Annotated in this window: 15 protein-coding genes; 13 read left to right on the top strand and 2 right to left on the bottom strand. The window is 67.6% G+C overall.

All coding sequences use genetic code 11. The features are described from left to right. Positions 1-26 precede the first annotated feature (26 nt). Together KME82_RS11815 and KME82_RS11820 are read left to right on the top strand one after the other, a co-directional pair. Entirely contained in the window at positions 27-503 is a 477-nt protein-coding gene (locus KME82_RS11815; protein WP_215498673.1) for a type II toxin-antitoxin system RatA family toxin, read from the top strand. Beyond that, positions 500-766, top strand: a complete 267-nt coding sequence (locus KME82_RS11820) for an RnfH family protein (RefSeq protein WP_215498674.1) — start codon at positions 500-502, stop codon at positions 764-766. Before KME82_RS11815 ends, KME82_RS11820 begins: the two co-directional genes overlap by 4 nt. A 129-nt stretch (positions 767-895) precedes the next feature. Here the strand turns inward: KME82_RS11820 and KME82_RS11825 are convergent, their stop codons facing one another. Continuing rightward, entirely contained in the window at positions 896-1297 is a 402-nt protein-coding gene (locus KME82_RS11825; RefSeq protein WP_215498675.1) for an outer membrane protein assembly factor BamE, read from the bottom strand. A 220-nt stretch (positions 1298-1517) separates the two neighbouring features. Here KME82_RS11825 and fur point away from each other — a divergent pair, with 220 nt between their 5' ends. After that, positions 1518-1919, top strand: a complete 402-nt coding sequence (gene fur / locus KME82_RS11830) for a ferric iron uptake transcriptional regulator (RefSeq protein ID WP_036102979.1) — start codon at positions 1518-1520, stop codon at positions 1917-1919. 617 nt (positions 1920-2536) lie between these two features. Here the strand turns inward: fur and recN are convergent. After that, a complete protein-coding gene (recN, locus tag KME82_RS11835) occupies positions 2537-4219 on the bottom strand; it encodes a DNA repair protein RecN (protein WP_215498676.1) in 1683 nt (560 codons plus the stop codon). 499 nt (positions 4220-4718) lie between these two features. Between recN and hrcA the strand changes: the two genes are divergently transcribed. The 10 genes from hrcA (at position 4719) to KME82_RS11885 (ending at position 16498) form a co-directional block, all read left to right on the top strand. Next, positions 4719-5768 carry a heat-inducible transcriptional repressor HrcA gene (gene hrcA, locus KME82_RS11840; protein WP_215498677.1) on the top strand — a complete coding sequence of 350 codons (1050 nt, stop codon included), beginning with the start codon at positions 4719-4721 and terminating at the stop codon, positions 5766-5768. A 493-nt stretch (positions 5769-6261) separates the two neighbouring features. Further along, complete coding sequence (grpE, locus tag KME82_RS11845; protein ID WP_215498678.1) at positions 6262-6774, top strand: nucleotide exchange factor GrpE; 513 nt, start codon at positions 6262-6264, stop codon at positions 6772-6774. Positions 6775-6969: 195 nt separating this feature from the next. Continuing rightward, the gene (gene dnaK, locus KME82_RS11850; RefSeq protein WP_215498679.1) at positions 6970-8889 is read left to right on the top strand and encodes a molecular chaperone DnaK; all 1920 of its coding nucleotides are present in this window, start codon (positions 6970-6972) and stop codon (positions 8887-8889) included. A 172-nt stretch (positions 8890-9061) separates the two neighbouring features. Next, on the top strand, positions 9062-10192 hold the full coding sequence (gene dnaJ / locus KME82_RS11855; RefSeq protein WP_215498680.1) for a molecular chaperone DnaJ: 1131 nt from the start codon (positions 9062-9064) through the stop codon (positions 10190-10192). Between the two features lie 314 nt (positions 10193-10506). After that, the gene (locus tag KME82_RS11860) at positions 10507-12447 is read left to right on the top strand and encodes a DUF3857 domain-containing transglutaminase family protein (protein ID WP_215498681.1); all 1941 of its coding nucleotides are present in this window, start codon (positions 10507-10509) and stop codon (positions 12445-12447) included. Positions 12448-12450: 3 nt separating this feature from the next. Further along, positions 12451-13053: a hypothetical protein gene (locus tag KME82_RS11865; RefSeq protein WP_215498682.1), complete on the top strand. Its 603-nt coding sequence runs from the start codon at positions 12451-12453 to the stop codon at positions 13051-13053. Positions 13054-13063: 10 nt separating this feature from the next. Then, complete coding sequence (locus KME82_RS11870; RefSeq protein ID WP_215498683.1) at positions 13064-13555, top strand: DUF3828 domain-containing protein; 492 nt, start codon at positions 13064-13066, stop codon at positions 13553-13555. A gap of 123 nt (positions 13556-13678) precedes the next feature. After that, positions 13679-14404: a 4-hydroxy-tetrahydrodipicolinate reductase gene (dapB, locus tag KME82_RS11875; protein WP_215498684.1), complete on the top strand. Its 726-nt coding sequence runs from the start codon at positions 13679-13681 to the stop codon at positions 14402-14404. Positions 14405-14921: 517 nt separating this feature from the next. Then, positions 14922-16052 carry a glutamine-hydrolyzing carbamoyl-phosphate synthase small subunit gene (carA, locus tag KME82_RS11880; protein ID WP_215498685.1) on the top strand — a complete coding sequence of 377 codons (1131 nt, stop codon included), beginning with the start codon at positions 14922-14924 and terminating at the stop codon, positions 16050-16052. Next, on the top strand, positions 16052-16498 hold the full coding sequence (locus KME82_RS11885) for a DUF6973 domain-containing protein (protein WP_215498686.1): 447 nt from the start codon (positions 16052-16054) through the stop codon (positions 16496-16498). Before carA ends, KME82_RS11885 begins: the two co-directional genes overlap by 1 nt. The last annotated feature ends 6 nt before the right edge of the window (positions 16499-16504 follow it).

Here is a 16504-nt window from a genome sequence, read left to right on the forward strand (position 1 = left end):
ACCGCGGCCCCAATTGCGATAGCCACATGCCTACGATCCGCCGTTCCGCCCTGGTCGAACACTCCGCCGCGCGCATGTTCGCGCTGGTCAACGATGTCGCCGCCTATCCGCGCCGCTTCGACTGGTGCGAGCAGGCGCAGGTGCTGGAGGCCGACGAGCGCCATATGGTCGCGCGCCTGGACCTGGGCCTGGGCGCGCTGCGGACCTGGTTCACCACCCACAACACCTTGTCGCCGCCGCACCACATCGAGCTGAAGCTGGTCGACGGGCCGTTCCGCAAGCTCGGTGGGCGCTGGGAATTCCATGCGCTCGACGAGTCGGCCTGCAAGGTCACCCTGACCCTGGAATTCGAACCGGCGATCAAGCTGCTCGGGCCGGCGATGGCGGTCGGGTTCCAGAGTCTGGCCGACCGCATGGTCGACGACTTCGTCCGCGTCGCCGATCGCGGCGCGGAACCGGCGGTGCCGACCGCGACGCCGGCCGACGGTGCGTCTTCGGCGTGAAGGTCGAGGTCGTCCGCGCCTGGCCGCAACGGTTCGAAGCGCTCACGCTGGAACTGGCCGACGGCGCGGTGCTGGGCGACGCGGTCGCCGCGGCGGGTTGGCAGGACGACGCGCAGATCAGCGGTTATGCGATCTTCGGGGTCAAGGCGGTGGCCGACACGCCACTGCGCGACGGCGACCGGGTCGAGTTGCTGCGGCCGCTGCAGATCGATCCCAAGGACGCACGCAGGCGTCGCGCGGCCGATCGGCCGCTCAAGAAATAGCCGGGGTCGCGAATCGACACGGCGACGCGTCCGTTCGGACACGGCGTTTGAAGCGCGCCGGTTCGGGCACGCTCGCTGGATCGATGGGTGAGTCGGATCAGCGCGCGGCAGGCTGCCGCGCCGCGAGGATCAGCGCCGGCGGCGCTTGTCCTTGTCCTTGTCGCGGGCCAGGTTGCGGCCGAACTGCTTGACCGAGGCCTTGGCGATCTGTTCGTCCTGCTCGGGGAAGTAGTCGCCTTCCCACTTGGCCAGGGCGTCGTTTTCGAACCACAAGGTCAGGTTCTTGCGCTGGGTGGTGCCGACGCGGTCGACACGCTGGGTCGAGGTGTAGTCCCAGCGGTTCTGGTGGAACGGGTCTTCGATCGACGGGGTGCCGATCAGCAGCTGCACCTGCTGCTTGCTCATGCCGGTCTGGAGCTGGTCGACGGCGGTCTTCTCGAGCAGATTGCCCTGGTAGATCGGCTGCTTGTAGATGATGCCGCAGCCAGCGGTGAGCAGGGAGATCGAGAGAACGAGCAGGAGCTTACGCATCGTATGAGGGTCTGCGGCAGTCGAAGGCAACGGGGCCGATGATACACTGAAGCCAGACCCCACCAAGGGCGGATCGCAGCGTCGGCAACCCCCGCGCGTTCATCCGCCATTCCGGCCCGCCCGCTCCGTCCGCCCAGTGCGCAGCCCTCGCGGCGACGGCCAGCCGGTCAACACCTCCGGTCCGGCCCGTGCCGGGCCGCACAGCTCAAGGGAAGTACCCATGGAATCGCAGGACCTGCGCAACGTCGGACTCAAGGTCACCCACCCGCGCATGCGGATCCTGGAACTGCTCGAGCAGGCCAAGCCGCGGCACATGACCGCCGAGGACATCTACCGGATGCTGCTGGAAAAAGGCGAGGACATCGGTCTGGCCACGGTGTACCGCGTGCTGACCCAGTTCGAGTCGGCCGGGCTGGTGCTCAAGCACAACTTCGAGGCCGGCCAGTCGGTGTACGAGCTCGATCGCGGCCATCACCACGATCACATGGTCGATATCGAAAGCGGCAAGATCATCGAGTTCGAAAGCCCGGAGATCGAGGAATTGCAGCGCAAGGTCGCGGCCAAGCACGGCTACGAGATCGAGGAGCATTCGTTGGTGTTGTACGTGCGCAAGAAGCGGTGAGGGCGGGGGGGTGAAAGCCGGGATTCGGGATGGGTGATTCGGGATTGGTGAGAAGCCTGAGCGAATCGCGGCGGCTGATGGTTTGAATCGTGATGCACCAAGGCCCGCCAATGGCGGGCCTTTGCTTTGGGACTTCAGCGTCATCCGACCAGAACGTCATTCCCGCGAAGGCGGGAATCCAGAGACTTCAGCATCGTCTCGCCAGGACGTCATTTCCGTACAAGCGGGATTCCAGGGGCTTGAGCGTCCGTCTTGCCAGAACGTCGTTCCCGCGAAGACGGGAATCCAGAGACTTCAGCGTCGTCTTACCAGGACGTCATTCCCGCGAAAGCGGGAATCCAGTGACTTCAGGCGTTCTCGCACGAAAGGCCCTGGATTCCCGCGTTCGCGGGAATGACGGTAGGTTAGGGCGAGGCGATCGGTACTCAGCGTTGCTTCGGGTGCCTTACGGAGTTAAGCCTTCGTGGCAATGGATGAATTGAGCAACGGCACAGGTCGCATATCAGCCGAGCTAGAGCGCTACGCTCTGACCGATTCCCGATTCCCGATTCCCTATCCCCGATCCCCGATCCCCGGCCTTTCCCCAATCCCGAATCCCAAATCCCCAATCCCGGCCCTTAACCCACATCCGCCAGCAACCGCTTGGCCGCCGCGCGCACTTCCTTGGTCAGTTCGATGCCGCCGAGCATGCGCGCCAGTTCCTCTTCGCGCTGCTTGGCCGCGAGCACTTGCACGGCGCTCTGGGTGACGCCTTCGCTGGCGGCCTTGCTGACCCGGTAGTGGGCGTGGCCCTGAGCCGCGACCTGGGCCAGGTGGGTCACGCACAGCACCTGGCGGCTGGCGCCGAGCGCGCGCAGTTTCTGGCCGACGATCTCCGCCACCGCGCCGCCGATGCCGGAGTCGACTTCGTCGAACACCATGGTCGGCACCGCGTCCATGCCGAACGCGGCCACTTCGATCGCCAGCGAGATGCGCGACAACTCGCCGCCGGAGGCGACCTTGCGCAGCGCGCGCGCGGGCTGGCCGGGGTTGGCCGCGACCAGGAATTCGATGCGTTCGCCGCCGTTCGGATCGGGCCGGTCTTCGTCCAGCGGTTCGATCGCGACGTCGAAACGGCCGCCGCCCATGCCCAGTTCGCCGATCAGTTCGGTGGTCTTGGACGACAGCGACTTGGCCGCGTCGCGGCGGGCCTTGCCCAGCACGTCGGCGGCCTTGCGCCAGCCTTTGCGCGCGGTTTCGATTTCCAGGTCGAGCGTTTCCAGGCGCACGCCGGCGCCGCGCAGCATTTCCAGCTCGGCGGCGATGCCGTCGCGGGTCGCGGCCAGTTGTTCGGGTGCGATGCGGTGCTTGCGCGCCAGTTCGTGCAGGCGGCCGATCCGGCTTTCGATCTGTTCGAATGCGGACGGGTCCAGGTCGAGATCGTCGCGGACCCGGTCGAGCAGGACCAGGGCTTCGTCGATCTGGATCGCGGCGTTGTCGAGCATGCTGTCGACCTCGCCCAGGCGCGGTTCGTGCTCGGTCACGCGCTGCAGTTCGCCGCGCACCTGCTGCAGGGTGCGGGTCAGCGAGGGGCCTTCGTCGCCGCCGATGCGCGCGAACGCGGCCTCGCAGGCGGCGATCAGGCCGGCGGCGTGGGCGTGGCGGCGATGGTCGGCGGTGAGCTTGGCCAGCGCCTCGGGATCGAGCGCTTCGCGTTCGAGTTCGCGGTGCTGGTGTTCGAGCCAGCCGATCCGGTCGGAGACGTCGCCTTGCGCCATCAGCGTGTCGCGCTCGCGCAGCAGCGCGCTCCAGGCGCGCGCGGCGGCCTCGACCGCGCTGCGCGCGGCGTCGGTGCGGCCGTAGGCGTCGAGCAGGGTGAGCTGGCTGGCCTTGGCCATCAGCGCCTGGTGTTCGTGCTGGCCGTGGATTTCGACCAACCGCCCGGCCAGTTCGCCGAGCTGGCTCAGCGTTACCGGCCGGCCGTTGACCCAGGCACGCGAGCCGCCGTCGGCGCGGATCACCCGGCGGATCTGGCAGACCGGCGCGTCGCCGTCGCCGGTTTCGTCGAGTTCGTTGTCGCGCAGCCAGTCGGCGGCTTGCGGGGCGTCGTCGAGGGTGAAGTCGGCGACCAGTTCGGCGCGGTCGGCGCCGTGGCGGACCACGCCGCTGTCGGCGCGCAGGCCCGACAACAGGCCGAGGGCGTCGACCAGCAGCGACTTGCCGGCGCCGGTTTCGCCGGAGATCACGGTGAGGCCGGGTCCGAAACTGAGTTCGGCGGCGCTGACGACGGCGAATTGCTTTAGCGAGAGGTGGGCGAGCATGCGGCGGCGATTGTGCCTTGAGCGAGCGGGGCTGGGAATGGGAGCGGCGGCGGGGGCGAGCGTAGGGGCGGGGTGGATCATGGGGTGAGATTGGGGAGGAGGGTGGGCTGGCTTGGGTTTGCGGGTTGGTCCTCATTGGTTTGCCAGGGTTTGCCAGCCAGGGGCCTCGTTGGTTTTGCTGGACAGGGTCGCGTTGCTTTTGCTCGTCATTCCCGCGAAGGCGGGAATCCAGAGACTTCAGAGTCATGCCTCGGTGAAGCCCTGGATTCCCGCCTTCGCGGGAATGACGAGCCAAAGAGGAGTCGTGCCCGACAGATTGGCAACCGATCGCGTCATCCTTCTTACGATTCCCGATTCCCGATTCCCGATTCCCGATTCCCAAATCCCGACTCCCGACTCCCGACTCCCGAGCTTTTCACCAATCCCGAATCCCCAATCCCGAATCCCGGCCTCCAACCAACCCTTGCACCTTCCCCCACCGGCGCTTATATCCACACCCATGAACCGTCGCCCCGATCCCAGCCTCGACCCGCGCGCGCGCCAATTGCTGCGCACGCTGATCGGCCGCTATATCCACAGCGGCGAGCCGGTCGGGTCGCAGACCCTGGCCAAGCACGCCGGGCTGGATGTCAGCGCGGCGACCATCCGCAACATCCTAGGCGACCTGGAAGACGCCGGCCTGCTCAGCGCCCCGCACGCCTCGGCCGGGCGCATCCCGACCTCGCAGGGCTACCGCCTGTTCGTCGACTCGCTGCTGCAGGTGCGGCCGCTGCCGGAAGGCGACCTAGCGCGCCTGCGCAGCGAGCTGCCGTCGGGCACCGGCACCCAGGCCCTGCTCGGCAGCGCCTCGGAACTGCTGTCGGCGATGACCCACTTCGTCGGCGTGGTCAGCGTGCCCAAGCGTGAGCAGTTCGCGTTCCGACGCATCGATTTCGTGCCGCTCGACGCGCAGCGGGTGCTGGCGATCCTGGTGTTCGCCGATCAGGACGTGCAGAACCGCATCATCCAGACCCGCCGTCCCTACGAGGCCGGCGAGCTGGAGCGGGTCGGCAACTACCTCAATGCGCATTTCGCCGGCCGGCCGGTGTCGGAGATCCGCGACGTGCTGCTGCTGGAGCTGCGCAACGCCCAGTCCGAAATGCAGACGCTGCTGGCGCAGTCGGTCGAACTGGCCGAGCAGGTGCTGATCCCGGACAACGACGACATGGTCCTGGCTGGGCAGACCCGGCTGATGGGCGTGCAGGAACTGGCCGACCTGGACCGGCTGCGCGAGCTGTTCGAAGCCTTCGCGCGCAAGCGCGAGATCCTGCAATTGCTCGAACGCACCGTGCGCGCGCCGGGCGTGCGCATCTTCATCGGCGAGGAAACCGGGCTGGCGCCGCTGGAAGGCGTGTCGTTGGTGACCGCGCCGTACACCGCCGGCGGCCGCGTGCTCGGCGTGCTCGGGGTGATCGGACCGACCCGGATGGCCTACGACCGGGTGATCCCGGTGGTGCAGGCGGCGGCCGACGCGCTGGGTAATGCGTTCGGGGCACCCGAAGCCGAATAAGGCCGAATCTTCGCGTCCGCGGGGTAGCCCCCTGTAGGAGCGGCGCGAGCCGCGACCACGAATCCCGTCTTCCCGCGCAGGATTGAGTACGTCGATCAACCATCACGGCAAGCCCGAACCAGCGCCGGCGTGTGTGTTGGCCGAGTTTTCGCGTCTGTGGGTCGGCCCCCTGTAGGAGCGGCGCGAGCCGCGACCGCGAATCCCGTCGTCCCGCGCAGGATTGGTTACGTCGGGTAACCCTCACGGCAAGCCCAGGCCAGCGCCGGGGTGTGTGGTAGCGCGGCCGCGGCCCGCGCCGCTCCTACAGGGGCCGCCCGTCATCCACGAATCAGCCGGCCGATGCATCCAGCCTCTTGCCGCGATTGTCCCGAAACCACCCCCGCTCGCCGCAACTGAGCGCCGATCCCGCACGATCGCCGCAGATCCCGGCACTTGAATGGTCCGGCCGCGGCCCCATAGCTGGCCTGTCGCGGAAAAACCGCCAGGACCCAGCATGAGCCAAAACGACCCCAATCCCGAACTGAACCTCGACGACCAAGCCGCCGCGGCGAACGCCGAGCCGACCGAGGTCGAGAGCCTGCGCGCCGAGTTGACCCGGTTGCGCGAAGACTCGCTGCGCGAACGCGCCGAACTCGACAACCAGCGCAAGCGCGTGGCCCGCGATATCGACATGGCCCGCAAGTTCGCCAACGAGCGCCTGCTCGGCGACCTGCTGCCGGTGATCGACAGCCTGGAAGCCGGGCTGGGCGTGGCCGGCGGCGAGCCCAACGCGCTGCGCGAAGGCATGGAACTGACCCTGCGCCAGTTGCTCAAGGTCGCCGGCGACAACGGCCTGGTCGCGGTCGACCCGGTCGGCCAGCCGTTCAACCCCGAGCACCATCAGGCGATGAGCCTGGTGCCCGCGCCGGGCGTCGCGCCGAACCACGTGGTCCAGGTCTACCAAAAGGGCTGGCTGCTCAACGAGCGCCTGCTGCGTCCGGCCCTGGTCGTGGTCAGCCAGGACTGAGCCGAACCATCCAATCGCACGCGGCCGGGGCCCGATCGGCTTGGAACGGCCCGGTCCGCGAAGTTCACCAAACGTTAAAGGGCAGGGCACGGGCGCTTGAACTGCCCGGCACCGAGCCCCAGATATCGCACATCGGCGGCCTGCAGCAATCGCGCCGCCCCCAACATTGAAGCATTGAGAGAGGGAGCAACATCCATGGGCAAGATCATCGGCATCGACCTGGGCACCACCAATTCCTGCGTTTCGATCATGGAAGGCGGCAAGGCCAAGGTCATCGAAAATTCCGAAGGCGACCGCACCACGCCGTCGATCGTCGCGTTCACCAAGGACGGCGAAGTCCTGGTCGGCGCGTCGGCCAAGCGCCAGGCGGTCACCAACCCGAAGAACACCTTCTACGCGGTCAAGCGCCTGATCGGCCGCAAGATGACCGACGCCGAAGTGCAGAAGGACCTCGGCCTGGTGCCGTACGCGATCGTCCCGCACGACAACGGCGACGCCTGGGTCGCGACCCAGGACGGCAAGAAGATGGCGCCGCAGCAGATCTCGGCCGAAGTGCTGGGCAAGATGAAGAAGACCGCCGAAGCCTACCTGGGCGAGCCGGTCACCGAAGCGGTCATCACCGTGCCGGCCTACTTCAACGACAGCCAGCGCCAGGCGACCAAGGACGCGGGCAAGATCGCCGGCCTGGAAGTCAAGCGCATCATCAACGAACCCACCGCGGCCGCGCTGGCCTACGGCATGGACAAGAAGGGCGGCGATCGCAAGGTCGCGGTCTACGATCTGGGCGGCGGCACCTTCGACGTGTCGATCATCGAGATCGCCTCGGTCGACGGCGAAATGCAGGTCGAAGTGCTGTCGACCAACGGCGACACCTTCCTGGGCGGCGAAGACTTCGACAAGCGCGTCATCGACTACTTGGTCGAGGAGTTCCTCAAGGACCAGGGCATCGACCTGCGCAAGGACCCGCTGGCCCTGCAGCGCCTGAAGGACGCGGCCGAGCGCGCCAAGATCGAGCTGTCGTCCTCGCAGCAGACCGAAGTCAACCTGCCCTACGTCACCGCCGATGCGTCGGGCCCGAAGCACCTCAACATCAAGCTGACCCGCGCCAAGCTGGAGTCGCTGGTCGAGGACCTGGTCAAGAAGACGATCGAGCCGTGCCGCATCGCGCTCAACGACGCCGGCCTTCGCGCCAGCGACGTGGCCGAGGTGATCCTGGTCGGCGGTCAGACCCGCATGCCCAAGGTCAGCCAAGCCGTGGCCGAGTTCTTCGGCAAGGAACCGCGCAAGGACGTCAACCCGGATGAAGCCGTCGCCGTCGGCGCCGCGATCCAGGGCGGCGTGCTGGCCGGCGACGTCAAGGACGTGCTGCTGCTCGACGTGACCCCGCTGAGCCTGGGCATCGAAACCCTGGGCGGCGTGTTCACCAAGATCATCGAGAAGAACACCACCGTTCCGACCAAGGCCTCGCAGACCTTCTCGACCGCCGAGGACAACCAGTCCGCGGTGACCGTGCACGTGCTGCAGGGCGAGCGCGACCAGGCCCGCTTCAACAAGTCGCTGGCCCGCTTCGACCTGTCCGGCATCGAGCCCTCGCCGCGCGGCATGCCGCAGGTCGAGGTGTCGTTCGACATCGACGCCAACGGCATCATCCACGTCAGCGCCAAGGACAAGAAGACCAACAAGGAACAGAAGGTCGAGATCAAGGGCGGCTCGGGCCTGTCCGAGGAAGAGATCGCCAAGATGGTCGCCGACGCGGAAGCCAACCGCGAGGAAGACCAGAAGTTCCAGGAACTGGTGCAGGCGCGCAACCACGCCGACGGCCTAATCCACATGACCCGCAGCACGATCAAGGAAAACGGCGAGAAGTTGCCGGGCGACCAGATCGGCCGCGCCGAAGCCGCCATCTCGGAGCTGGAAACGGCGATGAAGGGCGACGACAAGGGCCAGATCGAGGCCAAGTCGAAGGCGCTGGAAGAGGCCGCGCAGTCGCTGTTCGCGGCGGCCAACGCCGGTCAGCCGGGCGAAGGCGCCCCGGCCGGCGACAGCGGCGCGTCGGCCAAGGCCGACGACGTGGTCGATGCGGAGTTCACTGAAGTGAAGGACGAGAAGAAGTAAGCCGGGAATCGGGAATGGGGAATCGGGAATGGCGGCGCGATCTGACGTGTGGTTCGCCGAGTACCCGGTTCCCTATTCTTGTATCCGTAGCGGGCGACAGTCGTCCTGACGCGTCGCCCGTTTTTGATTTAACGATTCCCGACTCCCAATTCCCGATTCCCGAACCCAGCCCATGAGCAAACGCGACTACTACGAAGTGCTGGGCGTTGCGCGCAACGCCAGCGACGACGACCTCAAGAAGGCCTATCGCCGCTGTGCGATGAAACACCACCCGGACCGCAATCCGGGCGACGCGGCCGCCGAGGCCGCGTTCAAGGAGTGCAAGGAGGCCTACGAAATCCTGGCCGACGCCAACAAGCGCCGCGCCTACGATCAGCACGGCCATGCCGCGTTCGAGCACGGCAACGGCGGCGGCGCCGGCGGCCCGGGCTTCTCGGACATGGGCGACATCTTCGGCGACATCTTCGGCAATATCTTCGGAGGTGGCGGCGGTGGCGCGCGCGGTCCGCGCCGCGGCGCCGACATCGGCTACGTGATGGAGCTGTCGCTGGAGGAAGCGGTCGGCGGGGTCGAGAAGCAGATCGAAATCCCGACCCTCGACGCCTGCGAGACCTGCAACGGCAGCGGTTCGGCCGACGGCAAGGTCGAGACCTGCGGCACCTGCAAGGGCCACGGCCAGGTGCGCATCCAGCGCGGCATCTTCTCGATGCAGCAAAGCTGCCCGCACTGCAACGGCAGCGGCAAGACCATCGCCAACCCTTGCGCCGATTGCCACGGCCAGGGCCGGGTCGAACGCACCAAGACCTTGCAGGTCAAGATTCCGGCCGGCGTCGACAACGGCGACCGCATCCGCCTGACCGGCGAAGGCGAGGCCGGCCCGACCGGTTCGCCGCCGGGCGACCTGTACGTGGAAGTGCGCGTGCGCGAGCACGAGATCTTCCAGCGCGACGGCGACGACCTGCATTGCGACGTGCCGATCCGCATCTCGCAGGCCGCGCTCGGCGACATCATCCGGGTGCCGACCCTCGGCGGCGAAGTCGAGCTGCGCATTCCCTTCGAAACCCAGAGCGGCAAGCTGTTCCGCCTGCGCGACAAGGGCGTCAAGTCGGTGCGCAGCCGCAAGACCGGCGACCTGTACTGCCGCGTCGTGGTCGAGACGCCGGTCAACCTCACCGTGGAACAACGCGAGCTTCTGGAGAAATTCGAAGCGACGTTCGTGGGTGAGGGGGCGCGAAAGCACTCGCCACGGTCCTCCACCTTTCTGGACGGGGTCAAGGGATTCTGGGATCGGATGACGTCCTGATAGCAGCGGCGTGCATCGCACGCAGCGCGTCGCGCCAGGTGCGCGACGCGTGTCCGGACAAGGGGGGCTTCGGCCCCCTTTTTCGTAGGCGGCGCATAAGTTTTTTCGCGTCCGTCGACACCGCGCGTCGGCCTCCCGGTTCGCCGCCACGCACCCGCGATCGGTACGCAGCGACGCGCGCATTTGCGGTCGCAGCGATCGCCAACTCCGGCACGCCGGGGATGTGGTAGAACGTTTTCGCGCCGACGTCGGCGCGGCGGCGCCGATCCGCGATCGCGCGGCCGTCTACCACGCAGGGAACAGGGGAAGAAAGGATGCGCATCGCGATGCAGCGGCTGTCGGCCGCGGTTTGTCTTGCACTCATCGGCAGCGCGGCGTTCGCGCAGAGCGCGCCGCCCGATCGCGCCGCCGCCGCGCCGGCCGCGGCCAATGCAACGCCCGCCGCCGCAGCGGCAGCCTCGGACGACCCGATCCGCCGGGAGCGTTCCTACCTCAGCTACACCGTGCAGGCCGACGGCAGCTACGTCGAGCAGCACGAGACCGCGTTCAAGGTGCTCGACGAACGCGCGATCGAATACGCCAAGCACGAATCGATCGGCTACAGCGCCAGCATCCAGACCCTCGACGTGGTCGAGGCCTACACCCGCAAGGCCGACGGCCGCCGCATCGACGTGCCCAAGTCGAACTTCCAGGTCGAGACCAACGACGGTCGCGAAGGCGGCGGCCCGGCATTCTCGGACGTCGCCACTACCAGTCTCGTGTTCCCCGATGTCGCGGTCGGCGACACGGTGGTGCTGAACTACCGGCTGGTCGGCAAGAAGGCGATGTTCGACGGGCATTTTTCCGACATCACCAGTTTCAGCGACACCACCTACATGGGTGATCTGCGGATCAAGATCGACCTGCCCGCCGGGCTGTGGACCCAGCAGCAGACCTTCGGCAAGCTCAAGCAGGTGCGCGACGAAACCGTCGGCGGCCGCCGCATCGTCGAGTGGACCTACCAGAACCTGAGCCCGGTCAAGCGCGACTCCGACCCGGCCACGATCTTCGAGCTCGAACGCTACAACGGCTACGCCCTGTCGACCTTCCGCAGCTACGGCGACATCGCCAAGGCCTACGGCGAGCGCGCGCTGCCCAAGGCGGTGCCGACCGCGCGGGTGCGCAAGCTCGCCGACGAAATCGCCGCCGGCAAGACCGACCAGCGCGCGGTCGCGCAGGCGCTGTACGAATGGGTGTCGACCCACATCAACTACGCCGGCAACTGCATCGGCCTGGGCGCGGTGGTGCCGCGCGACCAGGACTTCGTGCTCGACAACCGCATCGGCGACTGCAAGGACCATGCGACCTTGCTGCAGGCGCTGCTGGCGGCCAAGGGCATCGAGGCGACCCAGGCGCTGATCAACGCCGGCAACGTCTACACCCTGCCCAAGGTGCCGGTGGCCTCGAGCGTCAACCACGTGCTCAATTACCTGCCGGGCCTGGACCTGTACGTGGATGCGACCGCCAAGGGCATTCCGTTCGGCGAACTGCCGGCGCAGATCGCCGGCAAGCCGGTGCTGCGCGTCGACCGGCCTGAACTCAAGGCCGCCACGCCGGGCTTCGTCAAACTGCACAACCGCCAGCGCATGGACACCCGCCTGACCGTGCTCGAAGACGGCTCGATGAAGGGCACGGTCGAGGTCGAACTCAGCGGCATGCCGGCGATCTCGATGCGCGCGAGCCTGCGCGAACTCAGCGCCGACGATGCCAGGGACATGATCAAGAACGTGTTCAAGCGCGGCGGCCTGGAGGCGCAGGGCAGCTTCACCCAGGACGATCCCAAGCCGCTGCGCGGCGAGCATCGTTACCGCGCGCAGTTCGAGGTCAAGCAGGCCTTGCCGGTGCCGGGCGCGTTCGCGCTGGGGCCGAGTTTCTTCAGCCCGATGCCGGTTAGCGCGCTGGTCGGCAGCGGCACCGCGGAAATCGCCAAGGACGAAGGCGACGGCACCTGCGGCGGCGGAAGTTCGGAGGAAACCTATCGGATCGAATTCCCGGCGACGATGAAAGTGATCGCGGTGCCGCCGAATCTCAGCCTGGAATCGGGCGGTTCGCGCTACACCGCGACCTATACACTCAAGGGCAACGTGCTCGAAGCCAGCCGGGTGATCGAGGACGTGACCCTGGGGCCGGTGTGCACCGCCGAATACAACCGCGCCTATCAGGCGTTCGCGAAGAAAGTGCTGCCCAATCTCAAGGCGCAGCTGGTGTATCAGTAAGCCATGGCGCGCAGCTACGAATCCTTGCGGCCGTTGCTGCAACCCTGGGGCGAACTGCGCTCGCAGCCGGCGTCGCAGTGGCGCGGTGACATCGCCTTGCCGCCGACGCTGGAAGCGTTTTATCGCGAACTCGGCCCGTGGGGCGAAACGCTGGACGAGCCGGTCGGCGCGATCGGCTTGAGCCTGGATGCCGGCGGCAATCCGGTCGACATCCCGCCGCTGCACAAGCTGTGGGCGCAGCAGGCGGGGTATCGCTGGCATGGCCTGAGCGGCGAACGCTTGCCGGCGTGGAAAGACGAATGGCTGACGGTGGCGATGGAAGGCGGCAATCCTTTCATTATCGACATGCACAGCGGCCAGGTGCTGTTCGACCTCGCCGGCGGCCCATGGTCGCCGCGGCCGATCGCCGACGATCTGGCCACCGCGTTCGGCGCGATCGCCACGGTGGCCAATGCCTACACCGCGCTCGGCGAGGCCGCGTTGGACGAAGACGACGACCTGCGCCCGCAGGCGAGGGCGCAGGTGCGCGACGCGCTCGCCGATTTCCTCGACGGCGACCGGCGACGCGCCGACGCCTTGCTCGCGGCCTGGCGTTGGTACGAATAAGGAGGGTTCGATGCGCTTTGCGATGCCGTTGATCTCGCTGCTCGCCGCCGGCCTGCTGACCGGTGCGGGCAATGCACGCGCCGCTTGCCTCGGCGATACGCCGGTCGCAACGGCCAGCGCGTTTTACCGCGACCACTACAGCTTCTGGAACGATCCGCTGCCGACCCTGGAGCAGACCACTACGGCGCGATTGTTGCGCCTGTTGAAACGCGACCGGGCCTGCGCCGGCGCGGGCGAGGTCTGCGCGATCAATGCCGATCCCTGGCTCGACGCGCAGGACGGCGAGGCGCGCGATCCGCGCTTCGTCGCGCAGGGCAAGAACGTGGTGCAGGTGCGTTACCGGTTCGAGCTGGGAGGCGGACAGCCGTCGCAGCCGCAGGTGGCGCGGCTGCGGCTCGCGCGCGAAGGCGGCTGCTGGCGGGTCGACGATCTGGTCGGTCCGAACGGCGGCTCGTTGCGCGACGCGCTAGCGCGTTTCCACGACGGCCCCGGCGCCGACTAAGCGCGGTCGCGGCGAGGTTGTCGACATCGCCGTGGCGCGAACCGCGCACAGCGTGCGCGCGGCTATGTGAACCGGGCAACGTCCGCGCTTGTCGCCGCCCGATTGCGCCGCTAGCCTGACCGCATGAGCGAAATCACCCGACTGTTGATACACGGCGCCTCCGGCCGCATGGGCCAGGCCTTGCTGCGGCTCGCCGCCGAACGCCAGGACCTGCGCGTGGTCGCCGCCTATTCGCGTTCGCAGCCCGCGCAGCGGGTGATCGACGGCGTGCCGCATTTCGCCGTGTCCGAATTGAACGGCGCGCCCGAGTTCGACGTGGCGATCGATTTCAGCTTGCCCGACGGGTTCGACCCGGTGCTGGCGTTGTGCGCGCAACGCGGCAAGGCCCTGGTTTCGGGCACCACCGGCCTGAGTTCGGCGCAGAACACCGCGATCAACGACGCCGCCGCGCGCATCGCGGTGGTGTGGGCGGCCAACTACAGCCTCGGCGTGGCGGTATTGACCGAACTGGTGCGTCGCGCCGCGGCCGCCTTGCCGGGTTGGGATTGCGACGTGATCGAGGCCCACCACACCCGCAAGCTCGATGCGCCTTCGGGCACCGCGTTGCACCTGGGCGCGGCCGCCGCGATCGGCCGTGGCGAGCAGCCGCATTACGCCAGCCTGCGCGCCGGCGACATCGTCGGCGAACACACCGTGCAGTTCGCCGCGGCCGGCGAGCGGCTGGAACTGATCCACCGCGCCAGCAACCGCGACATCTTCGCGCGCGGCGCGCTCGAAGCGGCGCTGCGCGTCGCCCACCAGGCGCCGGGGCGCTACGGGCTGGCGGAGCTGATGTTTCCGAATCTCTGAACGGGGTTGCGGGCGGTAGCGACGCGGCAAAGCGGCAAAGCGGCAAAGGCAAAGCGGCAAAGCAAATCCCCCTCGATCCCCCTTTTTCAAAGGGGGAAGAACAGCGGGGCTGTCGCTGTTTTTGGCTTACTCCGCCCATTGAAACGGCGCTGCATCCGTCAATTCGCAGGACCAGGAGTGCCTGTCCGAAGCGATATTCCTAGCTGTTTGCCGCCTCCCCAAGACGCCTCCCCCCCTTTGAAAAAGGGGGGCAGGGGGGATTTGCTCCTAAGCTCCCCCGACCCGAATCCCCAACCAAACCCCCGCCAAACCTGAAGCGCCGCCCCGCCCAAACACCCGAATTGCCGCCTGCGGCCACATTGAGGCTGGCGCCGGAGGCCCATCGCCGCTAGAATTCCGGCTCGCCTGAATCCCGCACGCCGGACCGGTCCCGCACCGCGTCCGTGTTTTGCTGCAAGTCGGTTTTGCCGATGTCGCGCACGGGATCAGATCCTTTGGCAGCCAAGGCGATCCCCCCGTGACCCAACCCGCAATCCTCGCACTCGAAGACGGCACCGTGTTCGAGGGCGTTTCCGTAGGCGCGCCCGGCCTCAGCGTCGGCGAAGTCGTATTCAACACCGCGATCACCGGCTACCAGGAAATCCTCACGGATCCCTCCTACGCCCGTCAGCTGGTCACGCTGACCTACCCGCACGTCGGCAACACCGGCATCACCGCGCAGGACGACGAAGCGCATCAGGTATGGGCTTCGGGCCTGATCGTGCGCGACGTGCCGCGCCGCCCCAGCAACTGGCGCAGCACCATCGCGCTGCCGCAGTGGCTGGCCGAGCGCGGCGTGGTCGCGATCTCCGACATCGACACCCGCAAGCTGACCCGTCTGCTGCGCGACACCGGCGCGCAGAACGGCGCGCTGATGGCCGGCGAGATCGATGTCGCCAAGGCGATCGAAGCCGCGCGCAAGTTCCCCGGCCTGAAGGGTATGGACCTGGCCAAGGAAGTCTGCACGCGCGAACGCTACGAGTGGACGCAAGGTCAGCTCGACCTCGACCGCAACGCATTCGTGACGGCGGAATCGCGCTTCCATGTCGTCGCCTACGACTTCGGCGTCAAGCTCAACATCCTGCGCATGCTCGCCGAGCGCGGCTGCCGCGTAACGGTGGTGCCGGCGCAGACCTCGGCCGCCGAGGTGCTGGCGCTCAAGCCCGACGGCGTGTTCCTGTCCAACGGCCCCGGCGATCCGGAGCCCTGCGATTACGCGATCGCGGCGATCAAGGAATTCATCGCGCAAAAGATCCCGACCTTCGGCATCTGCCTCGGGCATCAGCTGCTCGGCCTCGCCTCCGGCGCGAAGACCCTGAAGATGAAGTTCGGCCATCACGGCGCGAACCATCCGGTCCAGGATCTCGACAGCGGCCGGGTGATGATCACCTCGCAGAACCATGGCTTCGCGGTCGATGAAGCCAGCCTGCCGGCCAACGTGCGGGTAACCCACCGCTCGCTGTTCGACGGCAGCAACCAGGGCATCGCCCTGACCGACGCGCCGGCTTTCAGCTTCCAGGGCCACCCGGAAGCGAGCCCGGGCCCGCACGATGTGTCGCCGTTGTTCGACCGGTTCGTGGTGTCGATGGAACAGGCCAAGGCCGCCTGATGAGCGCGGCGCCGGCCACGCCGACGCGTCGACGCCGCTGGCGTTCGCGCGCATTGGCGTTGCTGGCGGTGCTCGGCGCGTACCCCGCGTTCGTGATGATCGCGGTCTACACGCAATGGTTCGCCGCCGATCTTCCCGGCGGACGCAACGGCCCGGCCGATGCGTACCGTCACAGCCTGGCCAGCGCGATCGTCGCCTACACCCTGTCGCCGCGTTGCGTGGACTGGGTGACCGCGGTGATGGAGCGGGGCGGACAAGGCAACGCCAGCCGGGCGATGGACGCCCACAACAACCGCATCGGCGCGCGTCTCGGCGCCGCCGCTGAAAACTGGACCGCGATGCAGCGCGAAGTTCGCGCCGCGGTCGACCACGGAGCGATCGATGCGCGATCGCCCGAGCAAATCACCTGGCTCGCTCGCGAAGCGTGGCAGGACCGACTTTACTGAGGACGA

The sequence above is a fragment of the Lysobacter capsici genome, assembly GCF_018732085.1.
In the GTDB taxonomy this organism is placed as follows: domain Bacteria; phylum Pseudomonadota; class Gammaproteobacteria; order Xanthomonadales; family Xanthomonadaceae; genus Lysobacter; species Lysobacter capsici_A.

What these genes read in the sequence shown, in the direction of transcription:
- KME82_RS11865 (WP_215498682.1), top strand. Translation starts at nt 12,451, where the DNA reads ATGGCGCGCAGCTACGAATCCTTGCGGCCGTTGCTGCAACCCTGGGGC.
- dnaK (WP_215498679.1), top strand. Translation starts at nt 6,970, where the DNA reads ATGGGCAAGATCATCGGCATCGACCTGGGCACCACCAATTCCTGCGTT.
- KME82_RS11860 (WP_215498681.1), top strand. Translation starts at nt 10,507, where the DNA reads ATGCGCATCGCGATGCAGCGGCTGTCGGCCGCGGTTTGTCTTGCACTC.
- grpE (WP_215498678.1), top strand. Translation starts at nt 6,262, where the DNA reads ATGAGCCAAAACGACCCCAATCCCGAACTGAACCTCGACGACCAAGCC.
- recN (WP_215498676.1), bottom strand. Translation starts at nt 4,219, where the DNA reads ATGCTCGCCCACCTCTCGCTAAAGCAATTCGCCGTCGTCAGCGCCGCC.
- hrcA (WP_215498677.1), top strand. Translation starts at nt 4,719, where the DNA reads ATGAACCGTCGCCCCGATCCCAGCCTCGACCCGCGCGCGCGCCAATTG.
- dapB (WP_215498684.1), top strand. Translation starts at nt 13,679, where the DNA reads ATGAGCGAAATCACCCGACTGTTGATACACGGCGCCTCCGGCCGCATG.
- KME82_RS11825 (WP_215498675.1), bottom strand. Translation starts at nt 1,297, where the DNA reads ATGCGTAAGCTCCTGCTCGTTCTCTCGATCTCCCTGCTCACCGCTGGC.
- dnaJ (WP_215498680.1), top strand. Translation starts at nt 9,062, where the DNA reads ATGAGCAAACGCGACTACTACGAAGTGCTGGGCGTTGCGCGCAACGCC.
- KME82_RS11870 (WP_215498683.1), top strand. Translation starts at nt 13,064, where the DNA reads ATGCGCTTTGCGATGCCGTTGATCTCGCTGCTCGCCGCCGGCCTGCTG.
- KME82_RS11815 (WP_215498673.1), top strand. Translation starts at nt 27, where the DNA reads ATGCCTACGATCCGCCGTTCCGCCCTGGTCGAACACTCCGCCGCGCGC.
- fur (WP_036102979.1), top strand. Translation starts at nt 1,518, where the DNA reads ATGGAATCGCAGGACCTGCGCAACGTCGGACTCAAGGTCACCCACCCG.
- KME82_RS11885 (WP_215498686.1), top strand. Translation starts at nt 16,052, where the DNA reads ATGAGCGCGGCGCCGGCCACGCCGACGCGTCGACGCCGCTGGCGTTCG.